Source organism: Streptomyces sp. NPDC101181, from assembly GCF_044767975.1.
Classification (GTDB): Bacteria; Actinomycetota; Actinomycetes; order Streptomycetales; family Streptomycetaceae; genus Streptomyces.
Genome location: NZ_JBIWOX010000015.1, coordinates 24641 through 41879 on the forward strand (window position 1 = coordinate 24641; position 17239 = coordinate 41879).

The window sequence follows — 17239 nt, forward strand, 5'->3', positions numbered from 1 at the left end:
TCCTCCCCGCCGTGCCGCCCGCTCCGGAAAGAGTTCCTCCCTTGGCTTCTGCCACCCCGCCCCCTTCCTCCCCGACCCCCGGGCACACCGCGACAGCGCTGGAACTGCTCGTCCACGGCGTGGGCGGCGCCACCCCGCAGGAGGTGCTCGGCGACCCCCGCACGGTCCGGGTCACCGGCGACACGACCGCCGCCGTGTACCGCCGCACCGAGGACGCCGACGCCGAGCAGGACCCCGAGCGCCGCCGGGACGAGCCCGTCGCGGAGGCCTACTGCTGGTCCGGCCTCACCTCCGGGAACGCCTCACGCGCCCTGTGGCTGCTGCTCCTGCCGTTCATGGTCGTCAACCTCGCGCACTGGATGCGTCCCACCGCCACCGGCTGCACCCGCGCGGTCCGGCTGTACGGGGTCCTGGTGCGGCTCATCGCCCTCAGCCTCACGGTGCTGCTGACCGCCGCCGCCTGCGAGGTCGCCCTGGACCTGGTGGCCTGGCAGTGCGCGGGCACCGCGTCCTGCTCCGAACGCCGTTCCTGGCTCGGCTTCCTGTCGGCCCACCAGGGCGGCTGGTGGGCGCAGCCCGGACGACGGCTCGCCCTCGCGGCCGTCCTGCCCGCCGCCCTGGTGGGGCTGTTGTGGTACCTGTCCAACCGCACCTGGAGCGCGTACGAGTCCCAGCGCCCCCTGGACGGCACCGGCACCGCCACCGGCATCGGCGAGAGCGACCCCGACCAGGGTGACGCGGAGTCCCACGGGCCCGGCGCGCCCGGCCCGGACACCGGCGGGACGGGGCGTCGGGCCAGCCCGGTCCGCCCCGCGCTCGGCCGCCCCGGCTTCTGGTACGGCCGCCGGCTCGTCGCCCGGCTCCGCGCCGCCCACACGGCGGCCGGATTCCTGACCGTGGCCGCCGCGGTCTCCGGCGCCGCCGCCCACCACGACCGGACCGCGAGCAGCCCGGTGCCCGAAGCGTTCGGCTCCCTCCTCCAGGGCGCTCTCCTCCTGTGCGCCCTCGTCGTCGTCTGGGTGGTCTGCCGCCGGGGGCGCGGCGAACGGACCCGCGACACCCGGCTGGACGGCGCCCTGATCAGCTATCTGCCCGTCGCCGCGGCCGTCCTGCTCGCCCTCGCGGTGCTGTACGCGGGCCTGTCGCGCCCGGACTGGCGGTCCGCGGGCAGCCTGCCCGGTGAGGCCGCGTTCCAGCTGCTCGCCCTCGGCCAGGGACTGCTCGTCGTCGCCCTCGCCCTGGTCGCCCACGGCGTCTACCGGCGCACCCCCGAGCCACGCACCGTCCTGCGCGGACTCGGCGGCCCCGCGGTCGCGATGCTCGCCTGCGCCCTCGGCGGCGTGATGACGGGCGGGGTGGCCCAGCGGGTCGCCGACTGGCTCGACGGACCCGGCACCCCGGGCATGGACCGGGCCGACATGGCGGGGCCGCCCGTCCTGCTCAGCTGGCAGGCATCCGTCATCCCGGTCCTTCTGCTGCTCCTGCTCGTCCCGGTCCTGGTCCTCGTCGTCCGCACCACGCGCACCGCCCGCCGCCTCGGCCCCCGCATCGAGGCGGAGTACGCCCCCGAGCCGCCCGACCCCGCCCGGACCCGGCGCATCGCCCGTATCCGCGCCACCGCGCCCCTCACCGACTCCGCGCCCTGGATCCTCGGCGTGGTCTCCGCCGCCGGACTGCTGCTCGGGACCGGGGCGGTCGCCGGTTCCTGGCGCAGCGGCGAGGTGCCGGGGCGGGCCTTCGACGGAAGCGGACCGTTCCTCGAATCACTCGCCGAGGCCGCCCAGTCGACCGGATCCTGGCTGGTCGGCCTCGGTTTCCTGCTGTTCGTCGCGGGCGGACGCCGCGCCTACAAGGACGCGTCGGCACGCCGGACCATCGGCATCCTGTGGGACGTCGGCACCTTCTGGCCGCGCGCCGCCCACCCCTTCGCGCCCCCGTGCTACGCCGAGCGTGCCGTCCCCGACCTGGCGTCCCGGATGTCCGCCTGGACCGCGACCAACCCCGGGGGCCGCCTCGTCATCTCGGGCCACTCGCAGGGCAGCGTGCTCGCGGCCTCCGCGGTGTGGCAGCTGCCCGACGCGACCCGCCGCCGGGTCGCCCTGCTCACCTACGGATCGCCCCTGGAGCGCCTGTACGGGCGGTGGTTCCCCGCCTACTTCGGCCCCGAGCCCCTGCGCGGGCTGCACCGCTCGGTGCACCGCTGGCGCAACCTGTGGCGGACCACCGACCCCATCGGCGGGCCCGTCCGTATCTGCGCCGACCCCGACCCGGCCGTCGACCGGGGGCCGCTCAAGGACCCGCTGGTCTACGGGCGCACCACCCGGCTCCCGCTGCCCGAACCGATCCTGGGCCACTCCGACTACCAGGCCGACCCGGCCTTCGCCGAGGAGCGGGCCGTCCTCTTCGAGGAACTGGGCCCGCTGGTGCCCCGCCAGGGCGAGCCCCCGCGCGAGCGGGAAGGCCCTCAGAGGGGCAGTTCGGGAAGGTCCTCCGGGTAGAGCAGCGTCAGGTCGTCCGTGCTCGTCTCGGCGAGCTGGGCGACCCGGCCCGCGTGCCGCTCCACCATCGACTCGAAGGTCTGGCGCGCGGTGCGCCCGTTGCCGAACGCGGCACCCCGGGGGATCGCGGTGAAGTGCTTCAGCAGCGCCTCCCCGGTCCCCTCGGCCAGGCTGTACTCGTGCTCCTCCGCCTGCTGCTCGACGATCCGCAGCAGCTCCTCGGCGACGTAGTCGTGGAAGGTGATCGTCCGGGAGAACCGCGAGGCCACACCGGGGTTGACGGTGAGGAACCGCTCCATCTCGTGGGTGTACCCGGCGACGATCACCACCACCGCGTCCCGGTGGTCCTCCATCAGCTTCACCAGCGTGTCGATGGCCTCCCGCCCAAAGTCCCGGCCGGAGTCCTCGGGGGAGAGGGCGTACGCCTCGTCCACGAAGAGCACCCCGCCGCGCGCCCGGTCGAACGCCTCCTGCGTCCGGATCGCCGTCGAGCCGATGTGCTCGCCGACCAGGTCCACCCGGGACACCTCGACGAGGTGGCCGCGCTCCAGCACCCCGAGCGAGGCCAGGATCTCCCCGTACAGCCGGGCGACCGTCGTCTTGCCCGTACCGGGGGAGCCGGTGAAGACGAGATGGCGGCGGACGGAGGCCGCCTTCAGCCCGGCCTCCTGGCGGCGGCGGCCGACCTCGATCATGTCGGTCAGGGCACGGACCTCGCGCTTGACGCTGTCCAGGCCCACCAGCGCGTCCAGTTCACCGAGGACCGCCGAGGAGTCGCGGGCGGGCTCCGCCGGGGCGACCGGGTCCGGGGTGGGCTCGACCGCGCGCTGACCGGGCATCGCGGTCAGCAGCCCGGGGCCCGACCGGGTCGCCGTCTGCACGGCGGGCGCCGGGGCCGTCGCCGTACGCAGCCCGCTCTCGTCGCTCGCGCAGTCCCGGACCACCGGGCCGGTCGCCGCGTCGCCGTCGCTCTCGGGGAACTCGTAACCGCCCCGGGCGCACCGCTCGGTGCGGCAGCGGGTGAGCGTGGTGCGGCAGCCCTCCATGATGTGGAAGCCGTAGCCCTCGCTGCCCGTCACCCGGCAGCCGTCGAAGGTGCCCCGGCCCTCGGCGGAGACGTAGAACCCGGCCTCGGCGGGCGAGGTGACCGTGCAGCGCTCGATCGTCGGGTCCGCCCCCTTGGTGACGATGACGCCGGTCTGCGCCGCGTCGATCACGCAGTTGTTGAGCGTTCCGCCGCTGCCGTGGTCGCGGAACCAGGCGCCGGTGGACGCCTCCCGGATACGGCAGTCGTCCAGCTGCGCGGTCGCGCCGTCGCTCACCGACACGGCGGTGTTGCGGATCTGGGTGAGGTCGCTGTCCACCACGTCGGCGCGCGAACCGCGGTCGAGGACGAAGAGCGCGTCGGGCACGTCGTGCACCCGGCAGGCGTCCAGTATCACCGTCGCCCCGTCGCTGACCCACACCGCCGGGTAGTCGCCCGTGCTGTCGTGGATCTCGCACCGGTTGGCGTCCACCCGGGTGCCCGGGTCCCAGACCGAGAGCCCGTTGCGGCCGAACCGCCGGACCGTGGAGCGGGTCAGCGTGAGCACCGACCGCGACCGCAGGTCCACGGCGTTCTCCGGGATGTCGTGGATGTCGCAGTCGGCGAGCGTCAGCACCGCGTCGGTGTCCAGGGTGACCCCGTCGGCCGACGTGCGGTGCACGGTGCAGTCGGTCAGGTGGGCCGAGGCGCGGGCGGTGACCTGGACGCCGCCGCCCTTGATCTCGTACACCTCGCAGCCGACCCCCTCCAGAGCGCTGCCCTCACCGGTGACGGTGATGCCCGCGCCCGAGGCGTGGTGGATGCGGCACCGGTCCAGACGCGGATGCCCGCCGTCGCGGACCGAGACCCCGGACTGGCCCGCCGAGACGATCTCGCACTCCTCGAACACCCCGCCCGCACCGTCCAGTACGGCGATGCCGACCCCGGCCGGGTTGTCGACGGTGCAGCGCCGCACGGTGGGCCGGGCCGCGCCCCGCACCTCGACGCCCGCGGCGGACCGGGTCACGATCCGCAGGTCGCTCAGCTCCGCCGTGCCGTCCTCGACCAGCAGCGCGGGCGCCGCCGAGTCCTGGCCCTCGATGTGCAGATCCTGGACGACGGCGGAGGCGCGCACCGTCAGGGGCACGCCGCCGTCCGGGGCGATCCGCACGGAGCCGACCGGCCCTTCGGGGCCGCGCAGCGTCACCGCGCGGTCGATGACGAGGTTCTCCCGGTAGGTGCCCGGGGCGACGGTGAGGACGTCGCCGTCGGCTGCCGCCTCCAGGGCCGCGGAGAGGGAGGCGTACTCGCCGGTGCGGCGGCGCCATCGCGAAGTTCCGGTGTGCGTCACCTGGACCGTGCCCTGTGCCATGGCGCTGCTCTGCCCCCACCTCGTGCTGTGCGCTGCCTCGGGCCCGTACGCCTGGCGGGGCGGACGGGGTCGGACCACCGTAGCGCGCGGGAGAGGCGGGAGTTGACGAGTCGCGGCCGCGGAGCGACGTCGTCGGCGCCCCGCCCGCGGCCGCGGGGCCCCGGGGTCAGCCGCCCTTGCCCGCTCTGCCCCAGTCCGGACCCGTCGTTGCCCACTCCCGGTCCAGGCGCGCGTACCGGCTCCGCACCACACGGCGTGCGACCAGCCGCCTGCCCGCCTCCACGCATCCGGCGGCGAGCAGGAACGTCCCGACGCCGCCCAGCACCGCGTGCGTCCGCGCGGTGCGTGCGTCCATCGGCGGCTCCACCGGCACGCCCGCCGCGTCCGTCCAGATCCGGACGGCGGAACCGGGCCCCCCGGTGTCCGAGTCCGCGGGCACCTTCCCGGTGCGGCGCACACCGCCCCGAGTCCGCCAGGACGCCAGCACCCAGGGCCGCACGGCCCGTTCGGAGGTGGCTTCGGGATCACCGGGATACCTCTCGCGCCCCGGCACCGGGCGCACCACGACCCCGTCGACGGCGTGCAGCCCCTCCCGCTCGGCGGCGGCCGACCGCTGGAGCGCGGCGTCGGCGGCGGCGGCGCCCGCCAGTCCCGCCGCCGGAGCGCCCAGCACCAAAAGCACCAGCGCGCCGAGCGTCACCCACGCCTCCCGGCGGTCGACGGCGTGGCGCAGCGGATTACGTCGCCCGCGCAGTATCGCGAGCAGAGCCCACACGTCCCTCATCCCCCTGTCCCCGGTCCCTCGGGCTCCGGACCTCCGTCGCACTCGTGTGTGACCGAAGCCCCGCGCGTCCCCCGGCGCGCGCCCGTCGAACGGTGGTCAGAGGTGCCCGGTGTTCAGTATCCCCGGCTCTGGTACGGCCGGTTGTACGGGTCCTCGTAGGGCGAGGGCGCCGGTGCGGGACGCGGAGCCGCCGGGCGCATCGCCTCGTACCCGGTGGGCGGGGCGGGGCGCTGCGGCTGGGGCTGCTGCGGGTAGCCGTAGCCGCGCGGCGCCGAGGGCTGCTGCGGGATGTACGGGGCGGGCGCGTGCTGGAGCTGGGCGGGCTGCGCCGGCGCCTGGTGGGCCGGGGCCTGCTGGTACTGCGGGGCCGGCTGCTGCTGGTAGCCGTAGGACCCGGAGTGCTGCGAGGGGCCCGCAGGGAGCGCCGGAAGCGCGGAGGTCCGGGCGGGCAGATAGCTGCTGCCGGTGTCGTAGGCGGCCGGGACGCGGATGGGGGCGATCTGAGGGGTTCCGCGCTCCGCGACCAGGGAGTCGTAGATCGGAGTGTCGGGGAACGACGCGGCGTAGTAGCCGCCGCCGAAGCTGGAGCGGGGGGACGTCATGCCACCTAAGTTAAGCCCTCGACACGCCGGTTGTGGAGCCCGATAAGAGGGATGTTTTCCGCGATGTGAGTGAACAGCGATCCCCAATGCGAGCGAACTTGGCAAAAAAGGGCGCGCTGACGTGTACTGATCGTGTAAAGGGCAAGTTCACGGGGGGTTACCACCGGATCGCCGGGAGGTCCCGAACGGGCGGAGCGCGCTCCGCCGGGCAGGGGATTAGGTTGTCGGGAAAGCCGCAGACAGCCGCACTCGTGATGGGGGAGAGCATGACCATGCAAAAAGGAACCAACGTTCCGGTGCCGGCGGGCACCGTACGCGTCGAATTGGGGTGGCGGGCCGCGCCCGGCGCTCCGGACGTGGACGCCTCCGCGCTCCTCCTGGTGGCCGGAAAGGTGCGCAGCGACGCGGACTTCGTCTTCTACAACCAGCCCGCCCATTCCTCCGGAGCGGTGCGCCACGAGGGCAAGGCCACGGCCGACGGCCGGATCACCGACACCCTCGTCGTCGACTTCGCCAGGGTGGAGCCCGCGATCGAACGCGTCGTCGTCGCGGCCTCGTCGGACGGCGGCTCCTTCGGCCGGGTGAGCGGGCTGTACGTGCGGATCACGGACGCGGCGGGCGGTGCGGAGCTGGCGCGCTTCGACAGCAGTGACGCGACGGTCGAGACCGCCTTCATCCTCGGCGAGCTGTACAGGCGTCAGGGCGCCTGGAAGTTCCGTGCGGTGGGCCAGGGTTATAGCACCGGGCTCGAAGGTCTGGCGACGGACTTCGGCATCTCCGTCGACGAACCGCAGCAGGCCGCACCCTCCCCGCAGGCCCCGCCCGCACCCCCGCAGAACCGGCCCGCCGCCGCCCCGGCTGCCCCGGCACCGGCCGCACCCGCTCCGCCCGCTCCTGCGGCCCCGCCCGCCCCCACGGCCACCCCGCCCGTACGGCTGACCAAGATCACGCTGACGAAGAGCGCACCGGCCGTCTCCCTCGCCAAGCAGGGCGGCACCTCCGGCGCGCTGCGCGTCAATCTCAACTGGGAAGTGCGCAAGCAGTTCAAGGGGTGGGGAGCGAAACTCGGCCGGGCCGTCGCGATGCACGCCGATCTCGATCTCGACCTCTGCGCGCTGTACGAACTCGCCGACGGACGCAAGGGCGTTGTCCAGTCGCTGGGAAACGCCTTCGGGTCACTGAACCAGCCGCCCTATATCCATCTCGACGGCGACGACCGCACCGGCGCGATGAGCAGCGGCGAGAACATGACCCTCAACCTCGACCGCAAGAACGAGCTACGGCGGGTACTGATCTTCGTCACGATCTACGAGGGCGCCCGGAGTTTCGCCGATCTCCATGCCACGGTCACCCTCCAGCCGCAGAACGGCGCGGCGATCGACTTCTCCCTCGACGAGTGCACCGTGCCCTCGACCGTCTGCGCCCTCGCCCTGATCACCAACAACGGCGGCGACCTCACCGTCCAGCGCGAGGCCCGCTACCTCGTCCCGGACCGCGGGGTGAGTCCGCAGCGCACCATCGACGCCGCCTACGGCTGGGGCATGAACTGGACGCCCGGCCGCAAGTGACCCGCCCCGGACGGCGGCCCGGCCCGCCGTCCGGCGGTGTCACCGGTCGTGCGCGGCGTCCGGGCGCGCGTAGGTGCGGCCCTTCCAGGCCGCGCCCCGCCCCCGGTAGTGCTGGATTGCCGAGTCCACCGTCATCAGCAGATAGAGCACCGCCGTCACCGGCAGCAGCGGCCCCAGCCACGGCGACTGCCGGTAGTACGCCAGCATCGGCAGGTACGTCGCCGTCATCACCGCCCACGCCGCCCCGCCCGCCCAGGCAGCCACCCCCTCGCCCGTCAGCAGACCCGCCACCAGGGTCACGGGCGGCGCGACGTACACCAGCAGCAGCCCCGGCACCGTCCCCGCGAGGAGCAGCGGGCTGTGCCGCAACTGGGCGTACGCGCTGCGCGCCACCATCCGCCACAGGTCCCCGAGCCGCGGATACGGCCGCACGCTGTCCACCCGCTCCGCGAGCCCCAGCCAGATCCGGCCGCCGCCGCGCCGGACCTCCCGGGCCAGCGACACGTCGTCGATCACCGCCTGGCGGATCGACTCCGGGATCCGCGCCCGCTCGGCGGCCTCCGCGCGCAGCAGGACACAGCCGCCCGCCGCGGCCGCCGTCCGCGACCCGGGCCGGTTGACCCGGCGGAACGGGTAGAGCTGCCCGAAGAAGTAGACGAACGCGGGCACCACCAGCCGCTCCCAGAAGCTCTCCACCCGCAGCCGCGCCATCTGCGACACCAGGTCGAAGCCCTCGGGCCCCACGGGTCCGGCGGCGGCCACCAGGTCGCGCAGGCTGTCCGGCTCGTGCGCGATGTCGGCGTCGGTCAGCAGCAGGAAGTCCGGCTTCCGTTGCCGCGCCACCGCGATGCCGTGCCGCAGGGCCCACAGCTTGCCCGTCCAGCCCGCCTCAGGCTCACCGGGCGACACCACGGTCAGCGGCAGTCCGCGCAGCCGCGCCGCCAGGTCCCGGGCGAGCTCCCCGGTGCCGTCGCTGCTGCAGTCGTCGACCAGGACGATCCACGCCTCGCCCGGATAGTCCTGGACCAGCAGCGAGGGCAGGCTCACCGGCAGCATCGCCGCCTCGTCGCGGGCCGGGACGACCACCGCGACCGACGGCCAGAGCACCGGATCGGCGCGCCGGGGCAGGCGCTGGTCGGTCCGCCAGTAGAACCCCTGCCCCAGCAGCAGCCACACCCACGCGACCAGCGAACCCACGGCGATGAAGGCAACGGCGCTCATCCGCCGAAGTCTGCCCCACTGAGCCGGGTCCGCAAGGGCTGTCGGCTAGGGTGACCGGGTGAAGATCGCGCTCATGGACTCCGGAATCGGCCTGCTGGCGGCGTCGGCCGCCGTCCGCCGGCTGCGGCCCGACGCGGAGCTGGTGCTCTCCCTGGACCCCGGCTCGATGCCCTGGGGCCCCCGCACCCCCGAGAACCTGACCGCGCTCGCCCTGGACGTCGCCCGCGCCGCCGCCGCCCACCAGCCGGACGCGCTGATCGTCGCCTGCAACACGGCCTCCGTCCACGCCCTGCCCGCGCTCCGCGCCGAGCTGGAGCCCGCGCTGCCGGTCATCGGCACGGTCCCCGCGATCAAGCCCGCCGCCGCGGGCGGCGGCTCCGTCGCGATCTGGGCCACCCCGGCCACCACGGGCAGCCCCTACCAGCGGCGGCTGATCGCCGAGTTCGGCGGCTCCGCCGCGATCACCGAGGTGCCCTGCCCCGGACTCGCCGACGCCGTGGAACACGGCGACGAGGCCGGGATCGACCGTGCCGTCGCGGCCGCCGCCGCGCTCACCCCGCCCGACGTGCGGGCCGTCGTCCTCGGCTGCACCCACTACGAGCTGGTCGCCACCCGTATCCGCGACGCCGTGCAGCGGCCCGGCCGCCCGCCGGTCGCCCTGCACGGCTCCGCCGGAGCCGTCGCCGCCCAGGCGCTGCGCCGGATCGGCGCCGAGCCCGCCCCGACGGCCGTTACGTCCGGGACCCTCACGGTCCTGCTCGGCGGCCACCCCGGCCCCCTCCCCGAAGCGGCCCTCACCTACGCCGAGGGCCGGAACCTGACCGCGGCCGCCGCCGCCCGCTGACCGGGCCGGGCCCCTCGAAGGGACCACGTGGCCCGGCCGAGCCGCCCGGTCGCGGCTACGCTGCTGAACATGACGGACCACGCCGAGCACGCGAGGCACGGGTCGAGCCAGGCGCCGCCCACGGAGTGGAACGGCCGCGCCACCAACCGGCTCCAGTGGCTGCTGGCCCTCGTGGGCGCGGGCTGCATGGCCCTGGGCATCGAGCTGGCCCTCGGCTCCACCTGGACCTCGGGCACCCTCCCGCTGCTCATGTCCGTGATCGGCTGCGTCGCCGCCGGACTGCTGATCCTCTACGGCACCCTCGCCTTCGTCCACGTGGCCGTCAGGGTCGACGGGGACGCCCTGGAGGTCCGTTGCGGCCACGCCGGGCTGCCGCGCCGCCGCATCCTGCTCGACCATGTCGTCGGGGCGGACTTCGTGCCCCGGGTCAACCCGCGCCAGTGGGGCGGCTGGGGCTACCGCTGGCGGCCCGACCAGGGCACCGCCGTCGTCGTGCGCAAGGGCGAGGGCATGATCCTCACCCTCGCCGACGGCCGGACCTTCACCGTCACCGTCGACGACGCCGCGTCCGCCGTACGCTTCATCCGCCGCCGGCTGCACCTGTCGGCCGCCGGCAAGCGCCCCCGCACCACCTGACCCCGTGCTGCCGCGCCCGAGCGGCCCCGCCCGTCCGGGAGACCGCGGCCCGGGGCAGCGCCGCCGCCCACCCCCGCTCACCGTAGAATCCGGCAGGTGAGCGCCACCATGACCCCCGTCGACGACCAGCCGCCCGCCGCGGCGCGCCCGGCCGCCGGACCGCTGCGGCGGCTCCAGCGCCCGGCCGCCGCCGTGCTCTCCGGCGTCCTGCTCTACGCGAGCTTCCCGCCCCGGCCGCTGTGGTGGCTGGTGCTGCCCGGGTTCGCGCTGCTCGGCTGGGTGCTCCACGGGCGACGGGCGCGGGCCGCCTTCGGGCTCGGGCTGCTCTCCGGCCTCGGGTTCATGCTCCCGCTGCTGCGCTGGACCGGCGAGGACGTCGGACCGGTGCCGTGGCTGGCCCTCGCCGCCGCCGAGGCACTGTTCATCGCGGTGGGCTGCCTCGGGATCGCCGCCGTGACCCGGCTCGCGTACTGGCCGGTGTGGGCGGCCGCGGTCTGGACCCTGGACGAGGCGGTCCGGGCCCGGATCCCGTTCGGCGGCTTCCCCTGGGGCAAGATCGCCTTCGGCCAGGCGGAGAGCGTCTTCCTGCCGCTCGCCGCGCTGGGCGGCACCCCGCTGCTCTCCTTCGCCGTGGTGCTCTGCGGCTTCGGGCTCTACGAGGCCGTTCGCCGGTTCCGTACCTACCGGGCCACCGGCAAGGTGCCGCGCGCGGCCGTCGCCGGAGCCGCCGCGACCGTCGTCGTCCCCCTCGCCGCGGCGCTCGCCGCGCTGCCCCTGGTCGACGGCTCGGCCGAGAACGGGACCGCCACCGTCGCCGCGATCCAGGGCAACGTCCCGCGCCTCGGCCTCGACTTCAACGCCCAGCGCCGCGCCGTCCTCGACAACCACGCCCGGCGCACCGCCCAGCTCGCCGAGGACGTGCGGGCGGGCACGGAGAAGCAGCCGGACTTCGTGCTGTGGCCGGAGAACTCCTCCGACCTCGACCCGTACCTCAACGACGACGCCCGCCAGGTGATCGACGACGCGGTCAGGGCGATCGGGGTCCCCACGGTCATCGGCTCCGTGGTCGAGAAGGGCCCGGACAGCCTCCGCAACACCCTGATCGAGTGGGACCCCGACCGCGGCCCCGTCGACACCTACGACAAGCGGCACATCCAGCCGTTCGGCGAGTACATGCCGATGCGGACCGTCGCCCGCTTCTTCAGCGAGGACGTCGACCGCGTCCAGCGCGAGTTCGTCCCCGGGAAGAAGGTCGGCGTCTTCGACCTCGCCGGTACGAAGGTGGGCCTGGTCACCTGCTACGAGGCCGCCTTCGACGACGCCGTGCGCGACACCGTCACCCACGGCGGCCGGATGATCGCCGTCCCCAGCAACAACGCGACCTTCGGCCGCAGTGAGATGACCTACCAGCAGCTGGCGATGTCCCAGGTGCGGGCCGTCGAACACGGCCGGGCGGTGGTGGTGCCGGTCACCAGCGGGGTCAGCGCGGTGATCCGGCCCGACGGCACGATCGTCGAGAAGAGCGGCATGTTCACTCCCGACGCCCTCGTCGACGAGGTCCCGCTGCGCTCCTCGCTCACCCCCGCCACCCGCATGGGCCCCCTGCCCGAGGGGGTCATCGCCCTGCTCGCGCTGGCGGGCCTGGGCTGGGCCACGGTCTCGGCGGTCCGGTCGCGCCGGACGGGGGACACCCCTTAGGGCGCGTCTTGCCTTAAGGGGTGTCTTGCTGATCATGCCGGGCTCGCCCAGCGGCAGGCGGCGGTGTGACGACGCGACCGTGCCCCCTGACCGGCCGCGTAGGCTCGGCCCCATGGCTACTCCCGACTTCATCCGCGAGATCCGCGCCACCGCCGGTCATCAACTGCTCCTGCTGCCCGGGGTGACCGCCATCGTCCTGGACGACGACGGCCGCGTACTGCTGGGGCGGCGCGCGGACACCGGCACGTGGTCGGTCATCGGGGGCATCTCCGAGCCGGGCGAGGAACCGGCGGCCACCGCCGAGCGCGAGGTGCTGGAGGAGACCGGCGTGCACTGCGTGGCCGAGCGGGTGGTGCTCACCCAGGCGCTGGCGCCCGTGGAGTACGCCAACGGGGACCGCTGCCAGTACCTCGACATCACCTTCCGCTGCCGGTACACCGGCGGTGAGGCCCGGGTCAACGACGACGAGTCGCTGGAGGTGGGCTGGTTCCCGCTGGACGGACTCCCGCCGCTGGCCGAGTTCGCCGTGTTCCGGATCAAGCAGGCCCTCACCGAAGGGCCCGCCTGGTTCCAGCCCACACCCCGCGACATCTGACCCTCTACCGCACGGTGAAGGTCCCGCTCGTCCCGGTGAACGGGGTGATCTTCCCGAGCAGGTTCTTCGCGTCCCCGTGGTGCACGACGCGGTAGGCGCCCGGGGCGGTGTCCGCGCCGGTCTTCCAGGTGACCGTGGCCTTCGACGTGCCGGTCAGGCCGTTGAGCCGGGTCCAGCGGTAGGTGGTCTCCCAGTCGCCGTCGTCGAGCACCCGCTTCCAGGAGCCGTTCTCCAGCCGCTGCACCTCCAGGAAGGTGGACCCCCGGCGGAGGTTGTTCTTCGGGTGACCGGTGGCGAACTCGACGGTGGCCGTGGAGCCGCGCGCGTACGAGGCCTCCGGGGCTTTGAGGACGTCGCCGAACCGTTTGCCCGCGGGCGGGTTGTCGTAGACGACCCCGGTCTGGAAGCTGAACTGCCTGCCCGACTCGTCCGGCGGGGTCGGCCCCCGGTCGAGCGCGGAACCCGCGCGCAGGGACTCGGCGATCCGGGCGTACTCCTGCTGGTAGGCGGGGAGCGTGTAGCGGCCGTACAACGTGGAGCCGCCCTCGTAGTTCTGGGCGTCGTACTCCTCGGGCGTGGTCACGTACTGGCTGTAGGCGTTGGCGTACCCCTGGAGCAGGACGCGGTCCAGGGGTACGCCGAGCTGCTGGGCCACCGTGCGGCGCACCCGCAGGCCCGAGGCGATGGTGAACTCGCCCGGAGCCGCCACCAGATGCAGCTCGCCGATCTTCATGATCTGGAGCGGGAGGATCTTCGGGGTGACCGGGTGGACGTTGCTCAGCAGCCCCGTGGGGATCAGGCTCGCCTTGGGGTACTGGCAGGTGGCGAGCCAGGACGGGGTGTCGATGCGCAGCGCTTCCAGGATGGGGGCGACGGGCGTGCGCATCCCCTCTTCGAAGAGGGGGATGGCCGGGCCGTCCTCGACGCTGCCGGCGAGCGTGGACGCCCCCACGACGGCGGGACAGGTGCGCCGCTCCTCGCCGTCCGGGGTGTACTCCCCGCGTACGGTGACGTCCTCCATGTCGACGTAGGCGATCCGGGAGTCGACCCCGCCGCCGACGGGCCTCGCGTCGTCGTAGATCTCCCGGGCCTTGTCGAGCTGGCGCTCCCCGATGATCCGGGTGTTCTCGAACTCGTCCTCCGTGGGGCCGGAGCCCGGCTTGAGGTTGAGGTTGGGCGACATGTCACCGGCGTTGGTGTTGGGGAAGGCCGCGACGAAACCGGGGGCGTCGTCGAGGTAGCGCACGCCCGCGTGGTCGTGCTCCCAGGCGTAGGAGGCGTAGCCCTTGTTGTCCGGGCTGATCAGGGTGTTCCGGTTGGTGATCGAGGTGTTGTGGGTGGCGAACCAGCTGATCGCGCCCGCGTCCGTGTCGCCCTGCCGGAAGCGCAGCACGGTCATGGCGGGGTCGATCGCGTCGGGAAAGGCGGCCCGGTCGGCCGCCGGGTTGCGGTCGAAGGCGTCCCGGGAGCGGTTGACGCTGGCGTTGGTGAGGGTCCCGGTGCCCAGGCTCATCGTGCCGGGCCGGAGATCCTCGTGCGCCTTCGTCACGGAGTCGACGATGCCGTCGACGATCGCCCGGTAGGTCTCCTTCTGGAAGCCGAGGACGGACAGGTTGTACGCCACGTCATGGGAGTACCCGCCGGGTCCCGAGTGCGTGTGGGTGGCCGACAGCAGGACGTTCTCCTCGCCGTAGAGGCTTCCGTACCGTTCCTGGAGCCGGGCGAGGACCCCCTGCCGGACGGACTGGAAGATCATCGCGAGATCGGCGTTCACGTACACCACGCGCTTGCCGCTGGTCCGGTCCGCGACGACGAACGCCCGGGAGCGCTGCCGCTGGTGGATGCCGGAGGTCTTCTGGTCGAAGCTGGAGTAGCCCATCATTCCCGTCTCGGCTGCCTCGCCCGTCACATCGGCGATGCCGCGCCCGACGAGGTAGCCGCCCCCGGAGTCCGGTGCGTCGGCGGCAGCGGGGGAGGGGGCGCCGAGGGTGGCCGCCCCCAGGGTGGCGGCGAGCAGGGCGAGAGGGAGCCTGCGCCGGGAGCGGCGCGTGGTGGGGGGTGGCATGTGACCTCCTGGGGCGGAGCCGCGGCGGACGAGCGTCCGGATCCCGACATGTTGGCATGGCCATGTCGCGCAGCTCTACCGGGTGACGGTCTTTCACCCGGTGCGGGCGGCGAGCGGGCGGCCCGCCCAAAAGCTCCGCGGGCCCGGTGCCGACACCTGCGACCTGCGGATCTCCCCCCGGCTCGCCGGGGTCCGGCCTCCGGGGTGCTCTCCGGCCGGATGTCCGGTGTCCGGGCGCTCCTGAACACGGCCGAGTGAACGACGCTTTCGGGGGCACTAGCCACTACACCCGCGCGGTACGACGAGAAGGGCTGCTGCCACGATGACCCACGAGCTCCGGGACACCGACGCACCACGGGACGCGACGTTGGACCGGCTGCTGGAGAGAATCAGGTACGACGGGGCCTACCCGACCCGCGAACGCGCCGAGGAGGTCCTGTTCGGGGTGCTGACCGCCCTCGGGCGGCAGGTCACCGGCGAGGAGCGGGTCGATTTCGCCGGCGCCCTGCCCCGCAGCGCCGCCCAGGCGTTCACCGCGGAGGCCCCGGTCGTCGAACAGCTCGGTGGCGCGGCCTTCGTGTACGACCTCGCCCAGCGCACCGCGGGCAGCCCGGCGACCGCGCGCTGGGACGCCGGAGTCTGCCTGAGCGGCATCGCGGGCCTCGTGGGCGACGACCTCGTCACCCAGCTCGTCGCCCGCCTGCCCTCCGGCTACGCGCTGCTCTTCGGCCGCGCACAGCTCGCCCAGGCCGCCTGAGCGTCGTAAACCGCTGCGGCGAACGCCGGGCACTCCATCCGAGTGCCCGGCGTTCGCCTGCTTCCGGCCGAACCGGTCAGAGCCCCGCCGCCGGGCGGATCTTCACCGGGTCGGTCTCGGCGTCGTTGTGCCGCTTGGCCCAGTTCTCCAGTGCCACCCGGCAGGCGTGGTCGAGGTGGCGCAGCCCGCTGAGGTCCAGCTCGATGGGCTGGTCCTGGGGGAGCTTCTCCAACTGCTCCAGGATGCGCGGAAGACGCAGGAAGGTGGCGTTGCCGGTGAGCGTCACCACGATCCGGCCGCCGGTCAGCTCATGGGTGGAGAGCTGCACGTGCGAGGTCTCCCAGGCCGACTTGACGACGGCGAGCAGCAGCCCGAGGACCACGCCTTCGAACAGGTTGGTCACCACGATGGCCAGCGCGGTGATCGCCAGCAGCACCGCCTCCCCGCGGTGCTCGCGCCACATCGGCCCGAACTCCTTGACCGGCATCAGCTTGCACCCGGCGTGTACGAGAATCCCCGCGAGCGCCGCCAGCGGGATCACGCCGATCGCCGCCGGGAGGAGGGCCGCGAACAGCAGCAGCCACACCCCGTGGGCGACCCGGGAGAGCGCGGTCGTCGCTCCCGCCTGGACGTTGGCGGCGCTGCGGACGATGACCGCGGTCATCGGCAGCGCGCCGAGCGCCCCGCAGATGGTGTTGCCGACGCCCTGGGCCACCAGCTCCTTGTCGTAGTTCGTACGGGGGCCGTCGTGCATACGGTCGATGGCCGCCGCGCTGAACAGACTCTCGGCGGAGGCGATGAGGGCGAAGGCCAGGACCGTGCCGATGACCGCCACATCGGCCAGCCTGCCGAACTCCGCCCCGCCGGGCAGTTCGATGGCGTGCAGCAGCCCGTTCACATCGGCCACCAGGGGGCTGAGCCCGGCGAGCCAGGCGACGGCGGTGGCCAGGCCGACCGCGGCGAGCGGCGCGGGCACGATCCGCACGGCGGCGGGGAGCCTGGGCCACAGCAGAAGGACGGCGATCGTCCCGGCGCCCAGACCGAAGGCCGTCAGTGCCTCGGTGTCCGTGGCGATCTCGGCGGCCAGGCCGGGCAGCCCGGCGAGGTTGGACAGCCCGCTGCCCGGCTGGTCGGTGTCGGCCAGGGCGTACAGCTGGCCCAGCACGATGACCAGCCCGATCCCGGCGAGCATGCCCTGCACCACGGAGACGGAGATGGCGCGGAACCAGCGGCCGAAGCGGGCCACGCCCAGCACCACCTGGAGCAGCCCGGCGGCCAGCACGATCGGGCCGAGCGTGGAGAGCCCGAATTCCTTGACCGCCTCGTAGACGAGCACGGTGAGTCCGGCGGCGGGCCCGCTGACCTGGAGTTTGCTGCCCGGCATCAGGCCGACGACGATACCGCCGACGATGCCGGTGACCAGGCCCAGTTCGGCGGGGACCCCGGAGGCGACGGCGACGCCGATGCACAACGGCAGCGCGACGAGGAAGACGACGAGGGACGCCAGCAGGTCCCGTCGGACGACGTGGGGGTTCTTGAGTTCCTTCGCGGAGATCACGGGTTTCCCTTGTGGGT

The 17239-nt window shown here is 73.9% G+C and carries 13 protein-coding genes; 7 read left to right on the forward strand and 6 right to left on the reverse strand.

Features of this window, described 5'->3' with window-relative positions; genetic code table 11:
• Positions 1-41 precede the first annotated feature (41 nt).
• Positions 42-2498 (forward strand): hypothetical protein, encoded by a 2457-nt coding sequence (locus ACIRRU_RS21610; protein ID WP_403682926.1) that lies wholly within the window; start codon positions 42-44, stop codon positions 2496-2498.
• On the opposite strand, the gene ACIRRU_RS21615 is transcribed toward ACIRRU_RS21610, so the two are convergent.
• The 3 genes from ACIRRU_RS21615 to ACIRRU_RS21625 all read right to left on the reverse strand — a co-directional run bounded on the left by ACIRRU_RS21615 (position 2465) and on the right by ACIRRU_RS21625 (position 6280).
• Entirely contained in the window at positions 2465-4894 is a 2430-nt protein-coding gene (locus ACIRRU_RS21615) for a right-handed parallel beta-helix repeat-containing protein (protein WP_403682928.1), read from the reverse strand. The two genes, ACIRRU_RS21610 and ACIRRU_RS21615, sit on opposite strands and share 34 nt — an antisense overlap.
• Before the next feature lie 166 nt (positions 4895-5060).
• On the reverse strand, positions 5061-5678 hold the full coding sequence (locus tag ACIRRU_RS21620) for a hypothetical protein (RefSeq protein WP_403682930.1): 618 nt from the start codon (positions 5676-5678) through the stop codon (positions 5061-5063).
• Between the two features lie 113 nt (positions 5679-5791).
• Positions 5792-6280: a DUF6643 family protein gene (locus ACIRRU_RS21625; protein WP_403682933.1), complete on the reverse strand. Its 489-nt coding sequence runs from the start codon at positions 6278-6280 to the stop codon at positions 5792-5794.
• 254 nt (positions 6281-6534) lie between these two features.
• Between ACIRRU_RS21625 and ACIRRU_RS21630 the strand changes: the two genes are divergently transcribed.
• Positions 6535-7848, forward strand: a complete 1314-nt coding sequence (locus tag ACIRRU_RS21630) for a TerD family protein (protein ID WP_403683212.1) — start codon at positions 6535-6537, stop codon at positions 7846-7848.
• 39 nt (positions 7849-7887) lie between these two features.
• Here the strand turns inward: ACIRRU_RS21630 and ACIRRU_RS21635 are convergent, their stop codons facing one another.
• Complete coding sequence (locus ACIRRU_RS21635) at positions 7888-9069, reverse strand: glycosyltransferase (RefSeq protein WP_403682935.1); 1182 nt, start codon at positions 9067-9069, stop codon at positions 7888-7890.
• Between the two features lie 58 nt (positions 9070-9127).
• Here ACIRRU_RS21635 and ACIRRU_RS21640 point away from each other — a divergent pair, with 58 nt between their 5' ends.
• The 4 genes from ACIRRU_RS21640 to ACIRRU_RS21655 all read left to right on the forward strand — a co-directional run bounded on the left by ACIRRU_RS21640 (position 9128) and on the right by ACIRRU_RS21655 (position 12842).
• On the forward strand, positions 9128-9913 hold the full coding sequence (locus ACIRRU_RS21640) for a glutamate racemase (protein ID WP_403682937.1): 786 nt from the start codon (positions 9128-9130) through the stop codon (positions 9911-9913).
• A 69-nt stretch (positions 9914-9982) separates the two neighbouring features.
• Positions 9983-10549 carry a hypothetical protein gene (locus tag ACIRRU_RS21645; protein WP_403682940.1) on the forward strand — a complete coding sequence of 189 codons (567 nt, stop codon included), beginning with the start codon at positions 9983-9985 and terminating at the stop codon, positions 10547-10549.
• Between the two features lie 108 nt (positions 10550-10657).
• Positions 10658-12247, forward strand: coding sequence for an apolipoprotein N-acyltransferase (gene lnt / locus ACIRRU_RS21650; RefSeq protein WP_403683214.1), 1590 nt, complete (start codon positions 10658-10660; stop codon positions 12245-12247).
• A gap of 112 nt (positions 12248-12359) precedes the next feature.
• Positions 12360-12842 (forward strand): NUDIX hydrolase, encoded by a 483-nt coding sequence (locus ACIRRU_RS21655; RefSeq protein WP_403682943.1) that lies wholly within the window; start codon positions 12360-12362, stop codon positions 12840-12842.
• Between the two features lie 4 nt (positions 12843-12846).
• Here the strand turns inward: ACIRRU_RS21655 and ACIRRU_RS21660 are convergent, their stop codons facing one another.
• Positions 12847-14907, reverse strand: coding sequence for a neutral/alkaline ceramidase (locus ACIRRU_RS21660; protein ID WP_403682945.1), 2061 nt, complete (start codon positions 14905-14907; stop codon positions 12847-12849).
• 322 nt (positions 14908-15229) lie between these two features.
• On the opposite strand from ACIRRU_RS21660, the gene ACIRRU_RS21665 reads away from it, so the two are divergent.
• Complete coding sequence (locus ACIRRU_RS21665) at positions 15230-15664, forward strand: DUF2267 domain-containing protein (protein ID WP_403682947.1); 435 nt, start codon at positions 15230-15232, stop codon at positions 15662-15664.
• A gap of 76 nt (positions 15665-15740) precedes the next feature.
• Here the strand turns inward: ACIRRU_RS21665 and ACIRRU_RS21670 are convergent, their stop codons facing one another.
• Positions 15741-17222 carry a SulP family inorganic anion transporter gene (locus ACIRRU_RS21670; protein WP_403682949.1) on the reverse strand — a complete coding sequence of 494 codons (1482 nt, stop codon included), beginning with the start codon at positions 17220-17222 and terminating at the stop codon, positions 15741-15743.
• Positions 17223-17239 lie beyond the last annotated feature (17 nt).

Excerpts from the sequence above, each read along its gene's own strand:
- ACIRRU_RS21615 (WP_403682928.1), bottom strand. The coding sequence starts at position 4,894 with ATGGCACAGGGCACGGTCCAGGTGACGCACACCGGAACTTCGCGATGG.
- ACIRRU_RS21620 (WP_403682930.1), bottom strand. The coding sequence starts at position 5,678 with ATGAGGGACGTGTGGGCTCTGCTCGCGATACTGCGCGGGCGACGTAAT.
- ACIRRU_RS21625 (WP_403682933.1), bottom strand. The coding sequence starts at position 6,280 with ATGACGTCCCCCCGCTCCAGCTTCGGCGGCGGCTACTACGCCGCGTCG.
- ACIRRU_RS21630 (WP_403683212.1), top strand. The coding sequence starts at position 6,535 with ATGGGGGAGAGCATGACCATGCAAAAAGGAACCAACGTTCCGGTGCCG.
- ACIRRU_RS21635 (WP_403682935.1), bottom strand. The coding sequence starts at position 9,069 with ATGAGCGCCGTTGCCTTCATCGCCGTGGGTTCGCTGGTCGCGTGGGTG.
- ACIRRU_RS21645 (WP_403682940.1), top strand. The coding sequence starts at position 9,983 with ATGACGGACCACGCCGAGCACGCGAGGCACGGGTCGAGCCAGGCGCCG.
- lnt (WP_403683214.1), top strand. The coding sequence starts at position 10,658 with ATGACCCCCGTCGACGACCAGCCGCCCGCCGCGGCGCGCCCGGCCGCC.
- ACIRRU_RS21655 (WP_403682943.1), top strand. The coding sequence starts at position 12,360 with ATGGCTACTCCCGACTTCATCCGCGAGATCCGCGCCACCGCCGGTCAT.
- ACIRRU_RS21660 (WP_403682945.1), bottom strand. The coding sequence starts at position 14,907 with ATGCCACCCCCCACCACGCGCCGCTCCCGGCGCAGGCTCCCTCTCGCC.
- ACIRRU_RS21665 (WP_403682947.1), top strand. The coding sequence starts at position 15,230 with ATGACCCACGAGCTCCGGGACACCGACGCACCACGGGACGCGACGTTG.